This is a genomic window from Maribacter aquimarinus, assembly GCF_047345505.1.
Taxonomy (GTDB): Bacteria; Bacteroidota; Bacteroidia; order Flavobacteriales; family Flavobacteriaceae; genus Maribacter.
The window spans coordinates 34,453-52,172 of sequence record NZ_JBLFEO010000023.1 but is presented as its reverse complement, the minus strand read 5'-3'; the positions used below and the strand labels follow the sequence as shown (position 1 = coordinate 52,172).

The following is a 17,720-nucleotide window of genomic DNA, read 5'->3' as shown; positions in this document are numbered from 1 at the left end:
AACTGCCCTATGCTCCTACTGCCTTCTATCATAAATCTTGTTGTTTTTGACGGCCCCACTTAAATACTTGCGGGGCATCATTGTTTCGGGCCACGACCAGAAGTTCCTTATCATCCATTTTCACGATTTTCAAGTCTCTTACCTCTCCATCGAAAACGAGGCCGGATTTTTGCATCGGCAAAGTCGTAAAACTGCCATCGCCGTTTCCTTTCAACAAAACCCCATAACTAGCATCATATCTGCCCACTTCCGGTTTTGCATGGTACAAATTGCCCCCGGCCAATAGGTCGGCAACACCATCCCCATCGAAATCGTTGGATAGAAGCGCGTATATGGGCGCGTATTGTGCTTCCTTTGGAAGCGGGGCAAAACTGTAGGCGCCGTCCTCGTTACCTAACAGTACTCCGCTCCGTAATTCAGTTACTTCATGTATGATCGATCGTTGCAACTGTTCCTCGGAAAATAGATTGTTCATCGTCTTGTTCTTGTAATCGGCATATTTCAATATATCCTTTTTCAGATGGGGCAATTGGGCAATCAAATCATGGCGCAATACCATGGGGTATTGTTTCTCTCCGTTGTACTGGCAAATGAGCTGTTCGACCGAGCCGTTACCATCAAAATCATTGATGTAACAGGTCAAAGGTTTTTCTTTGGAAGCCCTGAACCTCGAATTGAGACCGTGGTTACCTACTATGAAATCAGGGATCCCATCCCCGTTCAGATCCGAAGCTATGACCGTATTCCACCAGCCGGAAGTGTCCTGTAAACCGACAGCTTCGCTGATGTCTTTTAACAATCCACCATTATTTTCAAACATTCGAATGCCCATCCACTCCCCAACGACCAGAAGATCTTGGTCGCCATCGTTGTCCCTGTCCGCCCAAAGTGCGTCGGTTACCATACCTATACCCAAAAGTTCATTGGCTTGGGTTTCGGTAACGTTGGTAAATCGGCCCGTACCGTCATTCCGCAACAAGAAACTACTCTGGGGCACCCCGTAGCTGTTGTTTTTCATTCTAGTGCCTACAAAAAGGTCCAAATCACCATCGCCATCAAAGTCGGAGGCCTTTACCGTCGAAGTATGTTGCGGTGTCGTCACGGGAAGCGATTGGCCCGAGTTCTCAAAATTTCCTTTTCCATCATTAAAGTACAGGCGATCTACCAAAGCGAAAGAAGAAGTGCCAAATTCGCTACTGCCACTTGCCACATAGAGGTCTTTGTCACCATCACCATCGGCATCAAAGAATAAATTCCGTACATCTTCGGACTCCTTGTCTTTGGAAAATGCCTCTTGCCGAAAATTTGAAAAAATAGCTCCCTTCCCCAAGTACAATTGCCCGACCTGATGTTTTGCCCCACCGATATAAAAATCCTCCCGACCATCTTGGTCAACATCGGCCACGGATATTTTTGGGCCTTGGGTAGAATTCATATGGTAGATCAGACGTTCTTGATTAAAATCGACAAACTGACTTTCTTTATGCTTGAAATTCAAAGGAGGATTTATGGTCAACTCCTCAAAAATCGGTTTTTGATATTCGCTTGGATGGATTTTTATCTGTTTTGCATCCGACTCCTTTATATCCAAATTTTGATTAACATCCACACCGGTCAATAAAGTTTGCTTATCGGAAGGCCACTCTACGATCAAGGTATCGATTTTGGACAGGTTTCCCAATCCGAAATGTATGCGTGGATCTACTGAGGATTGAAAGCCCCGATTCAGAAATTGCTCCTGGTAAAAAAGCTTATTATCGGCCTTTAGTGTTATTTTGGCCCCAATGGCATTGGTATTTCCGCTGTTGCCCAAAAGACGGATTTTTAGAAAATTGTGATTCGCTTCTACCTTATCGGTATGGTTTTTATAAATAAATAAGGGTTGGTTGACATTATTTACGACAAGATCTAAATCCCCGTCATTATCCAGATCTCCATAAGCGGCACCACTTGAACTGGCGGGGGTTTGTAAACCCCATTCAGCGGTAACATTTGAAAAATCAAGATTTCCATTCCCCGAATACGCATAATTCGACAATAATTTTGAAGGGATTAGGTCGATGAGTTTCTTGTAATCCACACCCTCTTCCTTGATGACCATCCGCGCTACTTCTTCATTCGCAATGTACTGGATGAAATCTTGATCAAGAATATCCTGATACATGCCGTTGGTAATGAAGATATCCTTCTCGCCGTTGTTGTCCAGGTCGTTAAGAAGCACGGTCCAGCTCCAATCGGTGGCCTCAACACCCGCCAGTCTGCCCACTTCACCGAACTTCAGGCCCTTTTCGCCTATCGGGCCATGGTTCAATTGTAACGTATTTCTGGTAAACTGATGGTAATAATCATTGTTGAGATTGTGCCGGTACTTGTCCCAATTCTCGAAGGTCATTGCCGTTTTGAAGCGTTCATCGGTTTCCGGGAGCATATCGTTCACAAAAATCTCGGGATAACCGTCGCCAGTCAAATCTGCCACGTCTACACCCATCGAGGTCAAACTGGTGGAATTGATCATTTCTTCCAAAGCTTCCTGAAAAGTGCCATCGCCATTGTTCATATACACATAATCGCGTTCAAAAAAATCATTGGAAATATAAAGGTCTGGCCAACCATCTTTATCGAAATCGGAAACAGCCACCCCCAAACCGAAACCGATGACACTGCCGTAAATACCCGCTTCTTCGCTGACATCGATAAATCTGCCATTTTCGTTCCGATACAACTTATCGCCGCCCAAGGCATCGCGCACGGGCCTCTCGTTTTCCCGTAGATTAAAACTTCCTATCGATCGGTAGGAGTTGTTCAATTGGTACATATCCAAATCGCCATCTTTGTCATAATCAAAGAAAGCGGCATGGGTGGAAAAGCCTTTGTCTGCCAAGCCCATTTCTTCTGCCTTATCGGTAAAGGTTCCATCTTGGTTATTGATGAAAAACTCGTTTTGCTTATTATCCCCGGCAACGTCGCCCGAATTGCAGACATAGATATCCAACCATCCATCGGCATTGATATCGACCATGGAAACCCCGGTGGACCATGCCCTTTGGCCAGCGACCCCTGCCTTTTGGGTAACGTCCTCAAAAACAAAATCCCCTTTATTGATATAAAGTTGGTTGGGTTGCATGTTCGCGGACAGATAGATATCCAAGAGTCCGTCGTTGTTGACATCTCCAAGACCCACACCCGCACCGTTGTAAAAATTACGGTATCGATATATGTTGAAGTCGTTGGTGGAGGTGAGGGTATTCTCAAATTCAATATTCGTTCTTTCCGCAGGAAGCAATTCAAAAAGGGCTTGCCACCCAGAATTGTTATTTTCCGAACAGGATAAAAAAAGGAAATTGCAAATCAGCGCCAGATATGGAACTACTCTTCTCATTCTTTATGCTTCGCGTTCAGGTTCTCAAAAACCACTTCCACTTTTTGATCGTCAAAAGAACGGTACAATACAATTTTTCGATTGCCGTCCACCTTGGCATAGGCATACGGCCAATGACCTTTCGGATGCTCGATTTTGATGAACTCACGGCCACCGTACCATTCTTCCATTTTTTCCTTTAGCTCCTCTTGTAGTTTTGATGCAGGATATTCTTTTGTAAAGGGCGCCCACTGCCGAAACATCATATAGCCGTCGACCTTTTGAATGGTGGGATAGGAAGTGTCTGGGAAAAAGACAAAATCAACGGGCGAGCTGAAATCCTCGTCATAATGGATGATCACTTCCACATTCATATTGTTCTGAAAGAAAATGCCTTCTTGGTTCATATCATAGCTATGGTCGTAGAAATCTTGCATGGTCATTCCAAAATGGAGACCGTAAAAAAGACTGTCAAACGCCACATTCCGGGCCAATTCCTCCGCCTCTACTTCCGCAAGGGTCGGCTTCCCGTTACAGGCCAAGGCCAATGCGGTAATGCCGATGACCCATAAATTGGCAAGGGAAACCCTAGCGATTTTTTTCAAATACTTTGATCTCGTCATTATTTCTGGCAACTAATATTAGTTCTTTGTTTCCGATGGAAACGGATTTTATATCCCTGATCTGGCCTTTAACATAAAAGCCCGATTGGGCCGGGGAAAGACTTTTAATAGTCCTGTCGGCCATAACTTTAAGCACCAACCCGCAGGAACCATCATACGTGCCCGTTTGCGGTTTGGCCGTAAAAAGATTGCCGCCCAGAACCAATTCTTGATATCCATCTTGGTTCAAATCGACGGGCAAAATGGCATAGATTGACGACAGTTGCGCCTCTAATGGTAAAGTAACACCTTCAAAGACACCCTGATTGTTCCAAAAGACCATGGAAGCCGTTTGGTTCACGATCAGTTTAATAGCGTTCTCCAATTGTTCAGGAGTAAAGATATCTTGAATCGTCTGATCTGCATAATCGGAATGTTTCAGGTATTTCTTCAACAGATAGGGCATTTGGGCCGTCATCTCCTTTTTGGTGGCCATCGGGTATAGCTTGCCGTTTTCATATATGCCCAGCACATGGTCAATTTGGCCGTTGGCATCAAAATCATTCACGTACAGCGTCAAAGGCGTTTCATCGGAAGCTTTAAAAAAGGTATTCTTGCCCAGGTTGCCAACGATCAAGTCAGGATACCCATCATTATCCAAATCAGCAACCTCCAAGGTATTCCATAATCCATTTGTTGCCGACAATCCTTTTTCATTCGTTTTTTCGGTGAAAAATCCTTCATCGTTTTCAAATAATCGAATGGGCATCCATTCGCCCACCACGACCAAGTCTTGGTCATTGTCATTGTCATAATCGAACCAAGCGGCATCGGTGACCATACCCATTTCACCAAAGAATTGGGCATGCGATTTAGTAATGTCCGAAAAATTCCCGGCCCCATCATTTTGTAATAAAAAGCTGGGCGCAGGCACTCCATAGGCCAATGGTTGCGTTCTTGAACCCGCGAACAAATCCATATCTCCGTCATTGTCGATATCGGCCGGAAGGATGACCGAGGTATCATAGAGTTTCCCACTGGGAATGACCTGATTCGATTTTTTGAAATTACCCTTTCCGTCATTCAAGTACAAACGATTTGCCAAGGCAAAGCTGCTGGACGGGTATTCGTAACCTCCACTGGCCACCAACAGATCCTGATCGCCGTCATTGTCCGCATCTACAAAAACAGCTCCGGCATCTTCCGCTTGTTTATCCTTCTCGAAAATTTGGTCTCCGTGGGAACTAAATCCCTGGATTTTTGAAGCCTTATACAACATACCTAAACTGCCGGATGCATTTCCAATAAACACATCCATAACATTATCGCCATCAACATCCGCCAAGGCCATTTTGGGGCCCTCTTTTGAAATGGAATTGTAGCGTAGTTTGTCCCGATTTAAGTCCAAATAGGCATTCTCCTGATGGGCAAATTGAAAACCGAAATTAGCATCAGTGACTTCCTTTAGCATAAAGACGTTAACATCATCCTTAACATTTCTGGACGGCCGTTCCGTAATTTTGACTTTAGTTCTGCCGACTTTTAAAAACTGGTTGGCCGCCACATCATGCAAAACAGTATATCCACCATCTGGCCAACGAATTTCCAGCGAGTCCACCTGATCAGAATTTCCTACGCCAAAATTCAGGCGATTGTCCATAGTGGACATGGTACCACGAACCGGGAATAGTTCTTGATATTGTATTTGACCATTGACGTAAATTGTAGCTTGACTTCCGATGGCATCTTTATTTTGCCTATCTCCCATCAACTTCAAATTCAAAAAGTTCTTTTTGGTCGTATTCCGATACAAAAAGGGGGGTGCGTTCAAATTGTTCACTACAAGGTCTAAATCGCCATCATTGTCAAGATCGCCAAAAGCTGCACCCGTGGAAAAAGAGGGAGTGCCCAGGCCCCAATCCACGGCAAGATCATGAAAACAGAGATTTCCGTCGTTCTTGTACAAGAAATTGGAAACCTTCGAAGAAGGCATCTTATCGACAAGTTCTTTGATTACCGCTCCTTTTTCTTGGTACATTTTACGCAGTTGATCGGCATTGTTGTAAAAATCGATATAATCTTGATCTAACAGATCTTTGACGATACCATTGGTCACGTATATTTCCTTTTGGGCATCGTTGTCCAGATCGAGCATATGTACGCCCCAGCTCCATTCAGTGGCAGCGGTTCCGGCAAAGCGGGAGACTTCGCTAAAGGTTGAAATACTGTCCCAGGGCTTCAAGCCTTGGTTCAGCTGAAGGGTATTTCTAGGGAACTGCCGATGGTATCCATTTTGCAATCGCAGCGCGTAGCTGTCCCAACCATCAAAAAGCACCTTTGTCTTTTGCCGTTCATGGCCATTCGGAAGCATTTCGGTCACAAAGATCTCTGGCCAACCGTCATTGGTCAAATCGGCAATATCGACGCCCATGGCCCCTTGGCTTATCTCGTTCAGGGAGCGCTCCAAAGCTTCCCTGAACGTACCATCCTTATTGTTATAGTAGAGGTAGTCTTTTTCAAAAAAGTCATTGGCAACGTAGAGATCGGGCCAGCCGTCACGATTCACATCCCCGACCGAGGCACCTAGGCCAAAGCCAATGGCACTGCCATAAATTCCGGCTTCTTTAGTTGCATCGACAAAACGATTTCCAATGTTTTTGTACAGTTTGTTGCCGCCGTCTGCATCGTATATCTCCCGCAATCCTTTTTTCGCATCCAGCACCACTTCCGAAGGATTGATGGAATTGTTCAAAAGGTACATGTCAAGATCACCATCTTGGTCGTAATCAAAAAAAGTGGCGTTCACGGAAAAGCCCAGATCATCTATTCCCCATTCGTTGGCCTTTTCCTCAAATATGGGGTTTCCTGAGGCATCTAGTTTTCCTGTATGTACAAATAGTTCATTTTTTCTGTTTTTGCTATCGGGCTTTCCGCTTTTGCATACATAAATATCCATCCATCCATCGGCATTGATATCTACAATGCTGACCCCTGTGCTCCAAGCACCTTGACTGGCTACGCTTGAAGTTTCGGTGACATCCCTAAATTTAAAATCCCCTAAATTCAGGTAGAGTCGATTATCGACTTGATTGCCGCAAAAAAATAGATCTTGAAGACCGTCATTGTTAAAATCTGCCATACCAACCCCAGCGCCATTATAGAAGCTTTTGTAGAGATAGATGTTGAAGTCTTCGGTATATTCCAGTTGGTTATTGAATGAAATACCTGATGCCGAAGCGTCCAAAAACTCGAAAACGGTTATCCCAGCCGAAGGTTTTTTCCCCTCTTTACATGAGGCTATCCCAATGAAAAAACCTAAAAGTAAAACCAGTCGCATACACCAATGAAATTACTAAAACCCTAGTTAAAAAAGAAGAGGGAACCCGCCCCTCTTCAATTTTAAAACTAACTAAAAAACTAACAAATTCTAATATCCCGGATTCTGCGTTAGGTTCACATTGGACTGTAACTGTTCTAGAGGTATTGGATAAAATCTTTTGTGTGTTTCACCAGGGTTGGCCTCCTTTAAAAACCAAGCATCTTCCCAATGACCGAAACGGATCGTAATAGGTCTTGCATGATTTTCCATGGCCAATTCTTTTTTAAGTTCCCAGTATAAATCGTCCTCGGTAAGTGTCGTAAGTGCGGGCAGGCCTGCTCTTTCCCTCACCTGATTTACGAGGTTCAAGGCTTCTGCACTGCCGTTGTCGGCTCTCCAGAGACCTTCCGCCCGCATCAACAGTACGTGGGCAAATCGATAGATGGCGAAATCGTTGGAATAGTTACGCTGGCCCGAGTTCAATTCTATTTCATATTTACCATATCTGGCGCCTTCTCGGTAATAGGCAATTCCCCTAGCCGTTGTCAATGAAATTTCGGGAGTAATGAATATGTTGCAGTCGATAGGTTTCTCGGCCAATTCTTCGGGAAGTGCCCTATTGAAATCCTCTGTACAGTCTATCAATTCGAACTCAGGTTGCGGATTGTTGTAAAAAAACCCATCCGTGTCGGTCCATGTAGGTTCGGCGTCGATGGTATACTGCTGACCCACAATAAACATACCCCTACGTCTGTCATCCGCCTCAAAGGCGTTGTAAAAGTCTTCCTGTATGCTAAATCCGCCCCATGGCTGGCCGACCAATCCAAAAGAAGGTCTTGCCGATTGGTTCAGGGCACCCGACCATATATTGAGGCCCCGCGCGGTATTCTTGTCAAAAGGAATGATAAAAATGTTCTCATTGGAACTTTCGTTATCTACCCTAAAATTTTTAAAATAACCAGCTTCCAAGGAATACGTTCCGCTATTGATTACGGCATTCGCGGCATCGGCCGCTTCTTGATAATGTGCTCCGGCACCGAAACGTTCTGCATTGGTGTATAAATCGGCCAATACCGTATAGGCCACCCATTTGTTGACTTTACCATAGGTCTCGATATTCTTTTCTTCCCGTAAGTTCGGGATGCTCTCGAGCAACTCTTGCTCCACAAACGCAAAAACCTCAGCTGAGGACGATTGTGGTGGTGCCGGGTCGGCCTCGGCAAACCGGGTCTCTATGGGCACATTACCAAAAAGATCCAATAATTTGAAATAATAGAATGCCCTAAGCGCGCGCAACTCAGAATTGATCTGTGCATCGGCGCCCACATTTTCGGTAAAAATCTCTATCAAACGATTGCAGGACGCAACACCACCGAAATAGCGGTTCCATTCGCCATTAACGAAATCACGCTCGTTGAAGTTGTGCTCCATCAAACGGGGCCATAATCCACCGTCGTTCCAACCACCATTTACCCTGATCGGACAAGTAGACTGGTCGGTGGTAATGTCTTGCTCCTCAAAACTTCCCCAATAACTGTACAATGGGGTATAAGCAGAAGCGGCGGCTGCGGCCAATTGAACATCCGTCTGATAGAACGTCTCCGGTGTGATTTCGGAATACACATCCGCTTCGATATCACTACATGAATGCTGCACAAAAGCCGACAACAGTACTAATACTATTATTCTATTTTTCATCGTTTGCGTTTTAGTTTTCATTAGTTTAGAAAGTAGCGTTAATACCTATGGTTAGGGAACGGGTCGGGAAAAAATTGGCCAAACGATCGTAGCCCGGAGCTAAAATACCCGTGTTTCCCGTAAATCTTGGTTCGGGATCCGCACCTGAATAGCCAGTAATGGTAATCAGGTTGTTACCTGTGGCATAAAACCGGAGTTTCGAAAATGCCCCAAGGTTCTTCACATTGAGATTATATCCTAGGGTTATATTGTCCAGTCTCAGAAACGAGGCATCTTCGACATATTCTGTATGCCATGCGCTATCGTCGGTATCGGCAGGGTTGAAAAAATCAGGCTGGATATACCGAAACTGTGTGGCCCGAACGGGATGCCCCAATTTGGCCGCGGGCAAATTGGCCAAGCTATGACCGAAAATGCCACGCCATAAAAAGTTGAGGTCAAAATCCTTATAGGTAAATGTGTTCGTGAAACTTAGGCTGAAATCCGGTAGTCCGTTTCCGGCCACCACAAAATCATCGGGCGAAGCCTCGGAAGCCAATACTTCGGTACCGTCCGCGGCAAAGACAAGGGCCTTGCCCTCATCGTTGAAACGGGAAAATTGGGGTGCCATGATATTTCCGATGACATCACCTTCCTTTACCCTGGTCGCCAACAAGTTGTTAAACCCAGGGGTGCCCAGGTTCTCGAGCAAAAATTCAGAACTCTCCAAATTATTGAACCTTACCAATTTCGTTTCATTGGTATCGAAGATGACCCCGAAATCCCAAGTGAAGTCTTCTTTATCGAACAAACCAAAAGTTACTTGAGCTTCAAAACCATTGGTTTCCAACTCTCCTAAATTGACCAAAGTCCTAGGAAATAAATTGGGCGGACTTGGCACATCTATGGTATTCAACAAATCGGAAGTCGTCCTATTAAAATAGTCCAATGATCCATATATTCTGTTGTCAAAAATGGAGAAATCCAGACCAACATTGAATTCGCCTTTTTCTTCCCATTTTAGATCTGGGTTGGGGTTCGATGTGGGCTCGACGGCAGGAATAAACTGACCGTTAACAAATCCAAGATTATTTGGATCGGCGCCAAGGGTTTCCAAAAAAGCATAGCGTTCTACCGGTGTATTACCGGTAACCCCATAACCTGCCCTGAGCTTCAGTATTTCTACGTTGTCGATTTCAAAAATATTGTCCAAATTGACACTACCGCTCAAGGCCCAAAAATTACCCCATCTGTTGTTGGCACCAAATCTCGAAGAAGCTTCCCTACGGAAACTAGCCGCAAGGTTGTAGGTGTCGCTATAACTCAGGTTGGCACGGCCGAAATACGATGTTAGCAGTGCTTCTGATTTGAAAGAATCTAAGCCCGCAACGGCTCCACCCGGATTAGACAATCCGAGACCTAGTCCCAAATCGTTCCACAAAACGCTATCCGTAATGAAATCTGTGTTTGTTGCCCAAAACTCCTCGTAGAGCTGCTCTTGATAACCGTAACCCGCAAGAACTGTATAGTTGAAATCTCCGTAGGTCTTTGAGTAGTTGGCGGTAAACTCGTACAATTGATCGCTCTCGTCAAAAGTCACACGTTCTGCACGCCCACCGACACGCTCGCCGCCCTCAAGGCCTCGACCTGCACCCGTAATGGAACCGGAGTTGCTATAGAATCCTTCCAATCTACTGGTCACTTGATAGGAGTAATTGGCGGATAGCGTCAAATTCTCTACCAGCTCGTAATCTACTTTGAAATTGGCCAAGGTACGTTTATCCTTACGCTCCCTGGTATTCAAGTTCAACATGGCTATCGGGTTGAAAACCGATTGTTCCTCCGTTTCAAAATAGCCCCCGAATCTATTTGGGTCCCTTCCCAAATCTGCTTCGGGTCGTGTTTCAAAAACCGGTGCAGTGGGATTCCACAACAGTGCCTGACGCAAGGCCCCTTCATCCTGCAAATTGGAATTAGTTCTTGTAAAGGATATTATGCCCGTTAATCTTAAACGATCATCGAACAAACGCTGCGAAAGATTGACCCTTGCATTCAAGGCGTTCACATCTTGGTCTTGTATAATGCCTTCAATATCGCGAAGGTTGACGGAAGCCCTATACGAAGTGCCACCGATGTTGTTCGAAAAGGCCGCATTATACACGTTGGTCATAGCGGTACGGGTGGTCTCGTCCATCCAATCGGTTCTCGTGCCAAAGTCTTGGCCTCCATTCGCCAAAAAATCTTCGACACTTGCGGTTTTCGGCAAATTGGCAATTTCTTCCAATACGCTGTAAACATTCAAGTCTAACTGCGGTTTTTGTTGGGTGGTACCTGATTTCGTGGTTATGATGATTACCCCCGAACTACCCCTGGTCCCATAGATGGCACCAGCGGAAGCATCTTTTAAGACATCGATTGAAGCTATATCGTTGGGATCTACATTGTTAAGACTGCCGCCGATTACACCATCAATCACTATCAATGGTTCGGTATTAGCCCCAAAAGTGGTTAAACCTCTTAAGCGAATCGTCGATCCAGCAGTTGGGCTACCGCCTTGTTTCGAAACCGTCAAGCCTGCGACCTTACCCGCCAGTAATTGTTCGGGGCTGTTCAGGTTACCTCTGTTGAAACTCTCCTCCTTTACGCTGATGATGGCACTGGTCACTTCCTTTTGCTTTAAAGTACCATAGCCCACCACGACAACCTCATCCAACTGGGCCACGTCTTCTTGAAGGGTAACGTTGACCGTGGTCTGATTGTTCACGTTCACTTCTTGCGTAGTGAAGCCAATATATGAAAAGACCAGAACATCTGTCGGATTGGCACTTATAACATAGTTTCCATCAAAATCAGTGGCTACGCCCGTAGCCGTGCCCTGGACCACTACACTTACCCCTGGTATGGGTTGGCCTTGATCATCGCTTACGCTACCGGTAATGGTCATTACTTGCCCGAAGGCCATAGGTGTTCCAGCTAAGAACAAGGCTATCCAAAAAGCCATTCTTTTGATAACCGGATCGAAAGTTTTAAACATATTCTCCATTGCTCTTAGTTTCGTTAGGTTTTTCCGTATTCTTTACCGTGAATATACTCACTGTACAATGCCCTAAAAAGAAAATAGTTTCATCAGGATAAAATAGTGTTATGATAAAATAATATAAGCCTATAAGGTCTAGCGCATACAGACTTATGTTCTCTTTTTAGTGCCGAACGGCATCGCAGTGCAGGTTCAAGACCCCAATATGGAAAACCAAGGTTATCGCAGCACCTAGCTCGCAAACTGTAGCGAGATGCTTGTATTTTGTACGTATTCCGAAGGTGTCATTCCCTTACATTTTTTGAACTTTCGATTAAAATTCGTAATCGACTTAAACCCCGATTCGATAGAGACACCGGCTACCGATAAATCTCTGTTTTCTTTTAGCAAGTGACAGGCGTGCTCTATTCTCATCTCGATAAGAAAAGAAAAAAAGGTCTTATTCGTACGCTCTTTAAAGAATCTACAAAAAGCGTTCGGGGTCATACAGGCCACCTCGGCTATTTCCTCTAGGGTTATGATATTTCTAAAGTTTTCCATCACATAATCGAGAACCACGCGCATTCTATTGCCCTCACTACTAGAAATGCCTTGAGTTGAAATGAAATTTGTCAATCTTTCCTTGTCATATCTACATAATTTTTCGATAAGTTCAAGAAACATCAAGAATTTTTTAAACTTGTCGGCAACAGGAATACTCCTCATAATTTGGCCAACATCTGCTTTGTAGTTCGTTAACCTAAAACCATTTTGAGTTAAAGAGAAAAAGGCTTTTATACTTTCCAATTGCTCGATCTCGAAAAAATCGGCACCAAAAGTCTGAGCTGTAAAGAATATTGATATTCTATGGGAGTTTTTGCAGCCATCAAAACATTTGAATACGTGTGGAATATCACTGCCTATGACAAAAAGATCGCCCGACACATATGAATGCACACTGTCCCAGACAACAAGGCTACCGTTACCTTTGACGATATAGGTTATCTGTATTTCCTTGTGCACATGAAGCTTGTTGTAAAATGAGCCTTCGAGATCCTGCGTAACGACCAAATTCTCGTTCATGGGTTTCGGGATTTCAAAAGGATAAACTTTCATTGCTATGGTCCGTTAACTTAAATGCAATTCTTGTACAATCTTATAGTACTGGCTCAATGTAAACATGCCTTACATATCATACTCTTTTAGGATAATCAAATTATTCAATGGTCTTTCTACAAATATCCTACTCGAAAAAGCAATCTTTAAAGACCCTCTAATAGATTAAATACAATGTTCTCAAGAGAATAGATATCTTTTCCGTTACACAAGATTAGCCTATTGTCGAAAATATTTTTTGTAGTTTAGTTTAAATTTCTAGGATATTTGTCTAAAAATTCACTTTGATCTTCACGGTTTAAGTTTTTAAACCCCAGTGCCTATTTAATTTATATGCCACATGAAAGCGGTCCTTCGAACTTGTAAAAAGTCCATAGTTGGTATTCTCGTACTGAATTGCTCCGTTTTGGTTTTTTCACAGCAGCGCGAAATCTTTAAGATCACCTCGGAACAAGGTCTGTCACATAGTTTTGTTTCAGACATTGAACAAGATGACAAGGGTCTAATCTGGATTGCGACGGGTGAGGGCTTGGATAGTTATAACAGTTATGAAGTAAAAACCTATCATAACAGTGAGATTGGATCCGGGCTTACCCAGATTACCTCATTGTTGTCTAACGGGGATACTCTTTTTATCGGAACCAATCACGGTCTATATATATACAATTATACTCTTGACAGCTTCAAAATGATAGAAGGCTCCGATCGTTCAATAGGTTTTGTCAACAATCTTTATCGATCTACGGGTGGTCTTGGTTTTATCTGTAGTAGAAATGGCCTTTTCAAAATTGATGAGGGATTCGGTATAGAAAATATAATCGGCAGGACAAATGTCAGGGCCATTTGTGATTATAAGGCCAATGTATATTTTTTGGCCTCGGACGATAAAATACTCCTAATAAACGGACAAGGGGAAACGATTAAAGAATATGAGTACCCTAAAAGAACCAATTCGCCTAGTCTGAGTGGTTACTATGTAAAACCTACCCTATACAAGGATAAGGAAGGTACGGTTTGGCTTGGCACACTTAAGGGCCTCTTCAAATATGACACAACCGAAGATGAATTTAAGCACGTATCCTTTTCCAAACTACCTAATCAACTGGAAGCCAATGTGGTAAGGGCCATTTCCGAAGACGAAAACAATAAGCTGTGGATAGGAACAGAATACGGTCTTTTTGTTCACGACAAGACCGAAGGAACTAGTGAGCACTACGGTCAATCGTTCTACGATACGCCCAACAGTCTGTCTGACAAGGCCGTACATAGCCTGTTCAGAAGCACCGAAAACATTATGTGGATCGGCACCTATTTTGGTGGTCTCAATTATTCGAAACCCGTAAAAACCGGTTTCCTTAAAATGTTGCCCAACGAATTTAATGAGTCGTTAAGCGGAAAAGCGATCAGTGAAATAATCCAGCTGCGCAATGGCGACCTTTGGGTCCCAACGGAAGATGGTGGAATTACGATTTACCACAAGAATAAAAATACATTCAGTTACCTAAAGCATCAAAACGGCGATAACCGATCGATCAGCAGTAACAATGTCCACGCCCTTTTAGAAGATAGTAGAGGGTACATTTGGATAGGCACCTTCTTGGGCGGCCTTAATCGATACGACCCTACGAACGGTACTATTACGGTCTTTAAAAACCAACCTGACGACCCCAATTCCATATCCAACGATCATGTCTATTCCCTTTTACAGCTCGAAGAGAACAAGCTATTGGTAGGCACCCAATACGGACTCAATATTTATGACTACCAAACCGATTCGTTTTCCATCTATACCCCCGAAACTTTCGAAAATGTATTTGTTTACGACCTGTTAAAGGATAAGAACGAGGACTTATGGATCTGTACCTCTAAATCAGGAATCTATAGGGTAATGGCAAATTCAGAAAAAGTGCTCAATTATACAACGGACGTTCCCGAAAAGAACGGCCTTTCCGACAATGAAATTATTGGTGCCTATGAAGACCAACAGGGTCAACTTTGGTTTTGTTCTTATGGGGGCGGTCTAATGAAATGGGAACCCTCATCCGAGTCCTTTCGTATTATCGATAAGAAAGCAGGGCTATCCAACAATACAGTTTACGGAATTCTGGAAGCCCCCAATAAAGGATATTATGTTTCCACAAATTCAGGATTGAATTTTTATGACCCGAAAAATGAATCGTTCGAGCACTACTACCTATCTGACGGGCTGTCTTCAAATCAATTCAATTACAAGTCCTTTCTTAAGGATAAAGAGGGATGGATGTACTTTGGGTCGGTCAATGGACTTACTTATTTTCATCCGGACAGCCTAAATACACCTATCGAATCATCGAATATAAATTTTACGGGGCTGAAACTTTTTAACAAGGAAGTTGAAATAGGCGACAAATCACCCTTGAAGGCCCATATTGACAAAGTGGATACCTTAACCTTAAAGCATAATGAAAACGCCATTACCCTGGAATTCGCGAAAACGGATTATTTCTCAGAGGGCGACAATTCCTATTCTTATTACTTGGAAGGATATGAAAGCGATTGGATCAATGTGGGAAACAAGCGCACGGCCACTTATACCAATCTGCCACATGGCGAATACACCTTTCATCTTCGTAGTTCTAGCAACGCCAATACGGTCGGAGAAAAATTTTTTCAGAGAACTCTGGCAATAACGATACTTCCACCTTTTTGGAAGACAACCTGGGCATTTGCCATTTACACATTAGTATTTCTTTTGGCCGTTTATGGTTACTACCGATTTCTAAAATTTATCCAAAAAAAGAACTTAGCCGTACAGTTGGAACGAATTGAAAACGACAAAATCAAGGAAATCAACCAGCACAAGCTCAACTTCTTTACCTTTATTTCGCATGAGTTCAAAACCCCGTTGACCTTGATCATCGCCGCAATCGAAGAACTCTCCCTGAAGTCATCTTTTACCGGAAACCATAGTAGTCTTGTTTCGGTAAAACAGAGTGCCCGAAAATTGCACCACCTCGTCCAACAATTGATAAAGTTCCGAAAAATGGAGACAGATCATGCAACATTGGAGCTGGGCGAGGGCGACATCGTTGTTTTTTTAAAGGATACGTTTTATGCCTTTGACCCCCTGTTTAGACATAAGAACCTTCAGGTGTCCTTTAAAACGAACGTCGAGAAATATGAATGCTGTTTTGATGCGGAAAAGTTAGAGACGATCGTATCCAATTTGGTCTCGAATGCCGTAAAGAACACAAAACCCTATGGCAAAGTAAAACTAGGCATTTCCATAGAAATAGCTACCCAAACCAAAAATCAAGGTCTTATAAAAATACAAGTCAAAGATACGGGTAGCGGTATAAAAAAAGAAGATCGCGAAAACCTCTTTGTACCGTTCCAAAATAATTCCAAGAGAGAAAAAACCGGATCAGGGATCGGGTTGGCCTTGGTAAAAAGCTTGGTGGCTTTTCTGAACGGTTCGATGGCCTATAAAAGTACCCGAGGGAAAGGCACCTCTTTTACAATAGAACTACCTTTGACACTACAATTGACCGAGGATAAAAAAGTGAACAGGATCCATGGAAACAAGAATGCGGATATACCGGTAGATTTAATCGTTGAACATAACCAACCAAATCAATTGGATGAAGCACCGACACCCAAAGAATTTACGTTAATGCTCGTTGAGGACAATCGTGAGTTGTTGACCTTTTTGCACAAGCATTTTTCGGCCGACTACAAGGTAATTACAGCCAAAGATGGAAAAGAGGCATTATTGAAATTAGAAAAGACCGCACCCGATATTATCATATCCGATGTTCGTATGCCGAATATGGACGGCTTTATGCTCTGTAAAGCGGTCAAGAAATCGAAAAAGACGAGCCATGTGCCTTTTCTTATGCTTACCGGCCAAACCAATGAACAAGATAAGCTGGATGGATTGGAAATGGGCGCCAATGCCTTTATGGCCAAGCCCTTTAACCTTAAGGAGCTTGATTTATTGGTCAACAACCTGTTAGAGTCGAGCAATAATCTACAACAACGCTATTCTGGCATTCTTAAAAAAGAATCGGGCCATGTTCCAAAAAACAATCAAAGCAGGGAATTCCTCTTAAAGATCACCGATCTGATTGAGGCCCACTATGAAGATCCGGGGTTCACGATAGAGAGACTATCGGAACTTGCCGGAATCAGCCGATCCCTATTGCACTTAAAAATCAAGAAAATAACAGGTAGCAGCGCTTCGGACCTCATCAAAAAAATACGTATGGAAAAAGCAAAAATACTTTTGCAAGAAGGCTATTCAATTTCGGAAGTTGCCTATATGACCGGTTACGAACCCAGTTATTTTAGCAGGGTCTTCAAGAAACATTTTCAATTGACACCTACTTCTTTTGCAAAAAAAGAAACCCTGCAAAACCAAGATTACTAAGGGTTTTTCTGGCGTCTCTTCTCGCGGATTTCGAGCACTTCGTCCCACGGTAAAACATTGATTTCATCCGCCCAATTTTGGTATAACGCTATCATCTCAGAGGCCTTTTCGAGCATGTCATCCATAAGATTATTTGTTTCGGTACGGTCTGTCTTGTGCATAAGGTCCGGGCATTCCGATAAAAAGGCACAATAAAAGTGTAAAACTCAACTTGTTAAACACCT

Annotated in this window: 8 protein-coding genes; 1 reads left to right on the top strand and 7 read right to left on the bottom strand. The window is 43.4% G+C overall.

The window, feature by feature from the left end; translation table 11 throughout:
- Positions 1 to 28: 28 nt before the first annotated feature.
- From ACKWCC_RS14970 to ACKWCC_RS14945, 6 genes are all read right to left on the bottom strand, one after another.
- On the bottom strand, positions 29 to 3,379 hold the full coding sequence (locus tag ACKWCC_RS14970; RefSeq protein ID WP_413996764.1) for a VCBS repeat-containing protein: 3,351 nt from the start codon (positions 3,377 to 3,379) through the stop codon (positions 29 to 31).
- Positions 3,376 to 3,963 carry a hypothetical protein gene (locus ACKWCC_RS14965; RefSeq protein WP_413996763.1) on the bottom strand — a complete coding sequence of 196 codons (588 nt, stop codon included), beginning with the start codon at positions 3,961 to 3,963 and terminating at the stop codon, positions 3,376 to 3,378. Before ACKWCC_RS14965 ends, ACKWCC_RS14970 begins: the two co-directional genes overlap by 4 nt.
- Entirely contained in the window at positions 3,947 to 7,297 is a 3,351-nt protein-coding gene (locus ACKWCC_RS14960) for a VCBS repeat-containing protein (RefSeq protein WP_413996762.1), read from the bottom strand. The genes ACKWCC_RS14965 and ACKWCC_RS14960 overlap by 17 nt, the downstream gene beginning before the upstream one ends.
- Before the next feature lie 90 nt (positions 7,298 to 7,387).
- Positions 7,388 to 8,977: a RagB/SusD family nutrient uptake outer membrane protein gene (locus tag ACKWCC_RS14955; protein ID WP_413996761.1), complete on the bottom strand. Its 1,590-nt coding sequence runs from the start codon at positions 8,975 to 8,977 to the stop codon at positions 7,388 to 7,390.
- Between the two features lie 25 nt (positions 8,978 to 9,002).
- Positions 9,003 to 11,999 (bottom strand): SusC/RagA family TonB-linked outer membrane protein, encoded by a 2,997-nt coding sequence (locus tag ACKWCC_RS14950; RefSeq protein ID WP_413996760.1) that lies wholly within the window; start codon positions 11,997 to 11,999, stop codon positions 9,003 to 9,005.
- A 225-nt stretch (positions 12,000 to 12,224) separates the two neighbouring features.
- A complete protein-coding gene (locus tag ACKWCC_RS14945) occupies positions 12,225 to 13,055 on the bottom strand; it encodes an AraC family transcriptional regulator (RefSeq protein ID WP_413996759.1) in 831 nt (276 codons plus the stop codon).
- 373 nt (positions 13,056 to 13,428) lie between these two features.
- Between ACKWCC_RS14945 and ACKWCC_RS14940 the strand changes: the two genes are divergently transcribed.
- Positions 13,429 to 17,496 (top strand): hybrid sensor histidine kinase/response regulator transcription factor, encoded by a 4,068-nt coding sequence (locus ACKWCC_RS14940; protein ID WP_413996758.1) that lies wholly within the window; start codon positions 13,429 to 13,431, stop codon positions 17,494 to 17,496.
- Here ACKWCC_RS14940 and ACKWCC_RS14935 read toward each other — a convergent pair.
- The gene (locus ACKWCC_RS14935) at positions 17,493 to 17,621 is read right to left on the bottom strand and encodes a hypothetical protein (protein ID WP_413996757.1); all 129 of its coding nucleotides are present in this window, start codon (positions 17,619 to 17,621) and stop codon (positions 17,493 to 17,495) included. The genes ACKWCC_RS14940 and ACKWCC_RS14935 overlap by 4 nt on opposite strands.
- Between the last annotated feature and the right edge of the window lie 99 nt (positions 17,622 to 17,720).

Excerpts from the sequence above, each read along its gene's own strand:
- ACKWCC_RS14955 (WP_413996761.1), bottom strand. The coding sequence starts at position 8,977 with ATGAAAAATAGAATAATAGTATTAGTACTGTTGTCGGCTTTTGTGCAG.
- ACKWCC_RS14950 (WP_413996760.1), bottom strand. The coding sequence starts at position 11,999 with ATGGAGAATATGTTTAAAACTTTCGATCCGGTTATCAAAAGAATGGCT.
- ACKWCC_RS14935 (WP_413996757.1), bottom strand. The coding sequence starts at position 17,621 with ATGGATGACATGCTCGAAAAGGCCTCTGAGATGATAGCGTTATACCAA.
- ACKWCC_RS14945 (WP_413996759.1), bottom strand. The coding sequence starts at position 13,055 with ATGAACGAGAATTTGGTCGTTACGCAGGATCTCGAAGGCTCATTTTAC.
- ACKWCC_RS14960 (WP_413996762.1), bottom strand. The coding sequence starts at position 7,297 with ATGCGACTGGTTTTACTTTTAGGTTTTTTCATTGGGATAGCCTCATGT.
- ACKWCC_RS14970 (WP_413996764.1), bottom strand. The coding sequence starts at position 3,379 with ATGAGAAGAGTAGTTCCATATCTGGCGCTGATTTGCAATTTCCTTTTT.
- ACKWCC_RS14940 (WP_413996758.1), top strand. The coding sequence starts at position 13,429 with ATGAAAGCGGTCCTTCGAACTTGTAAAAAGTCCATAGTTGGTATTCTC.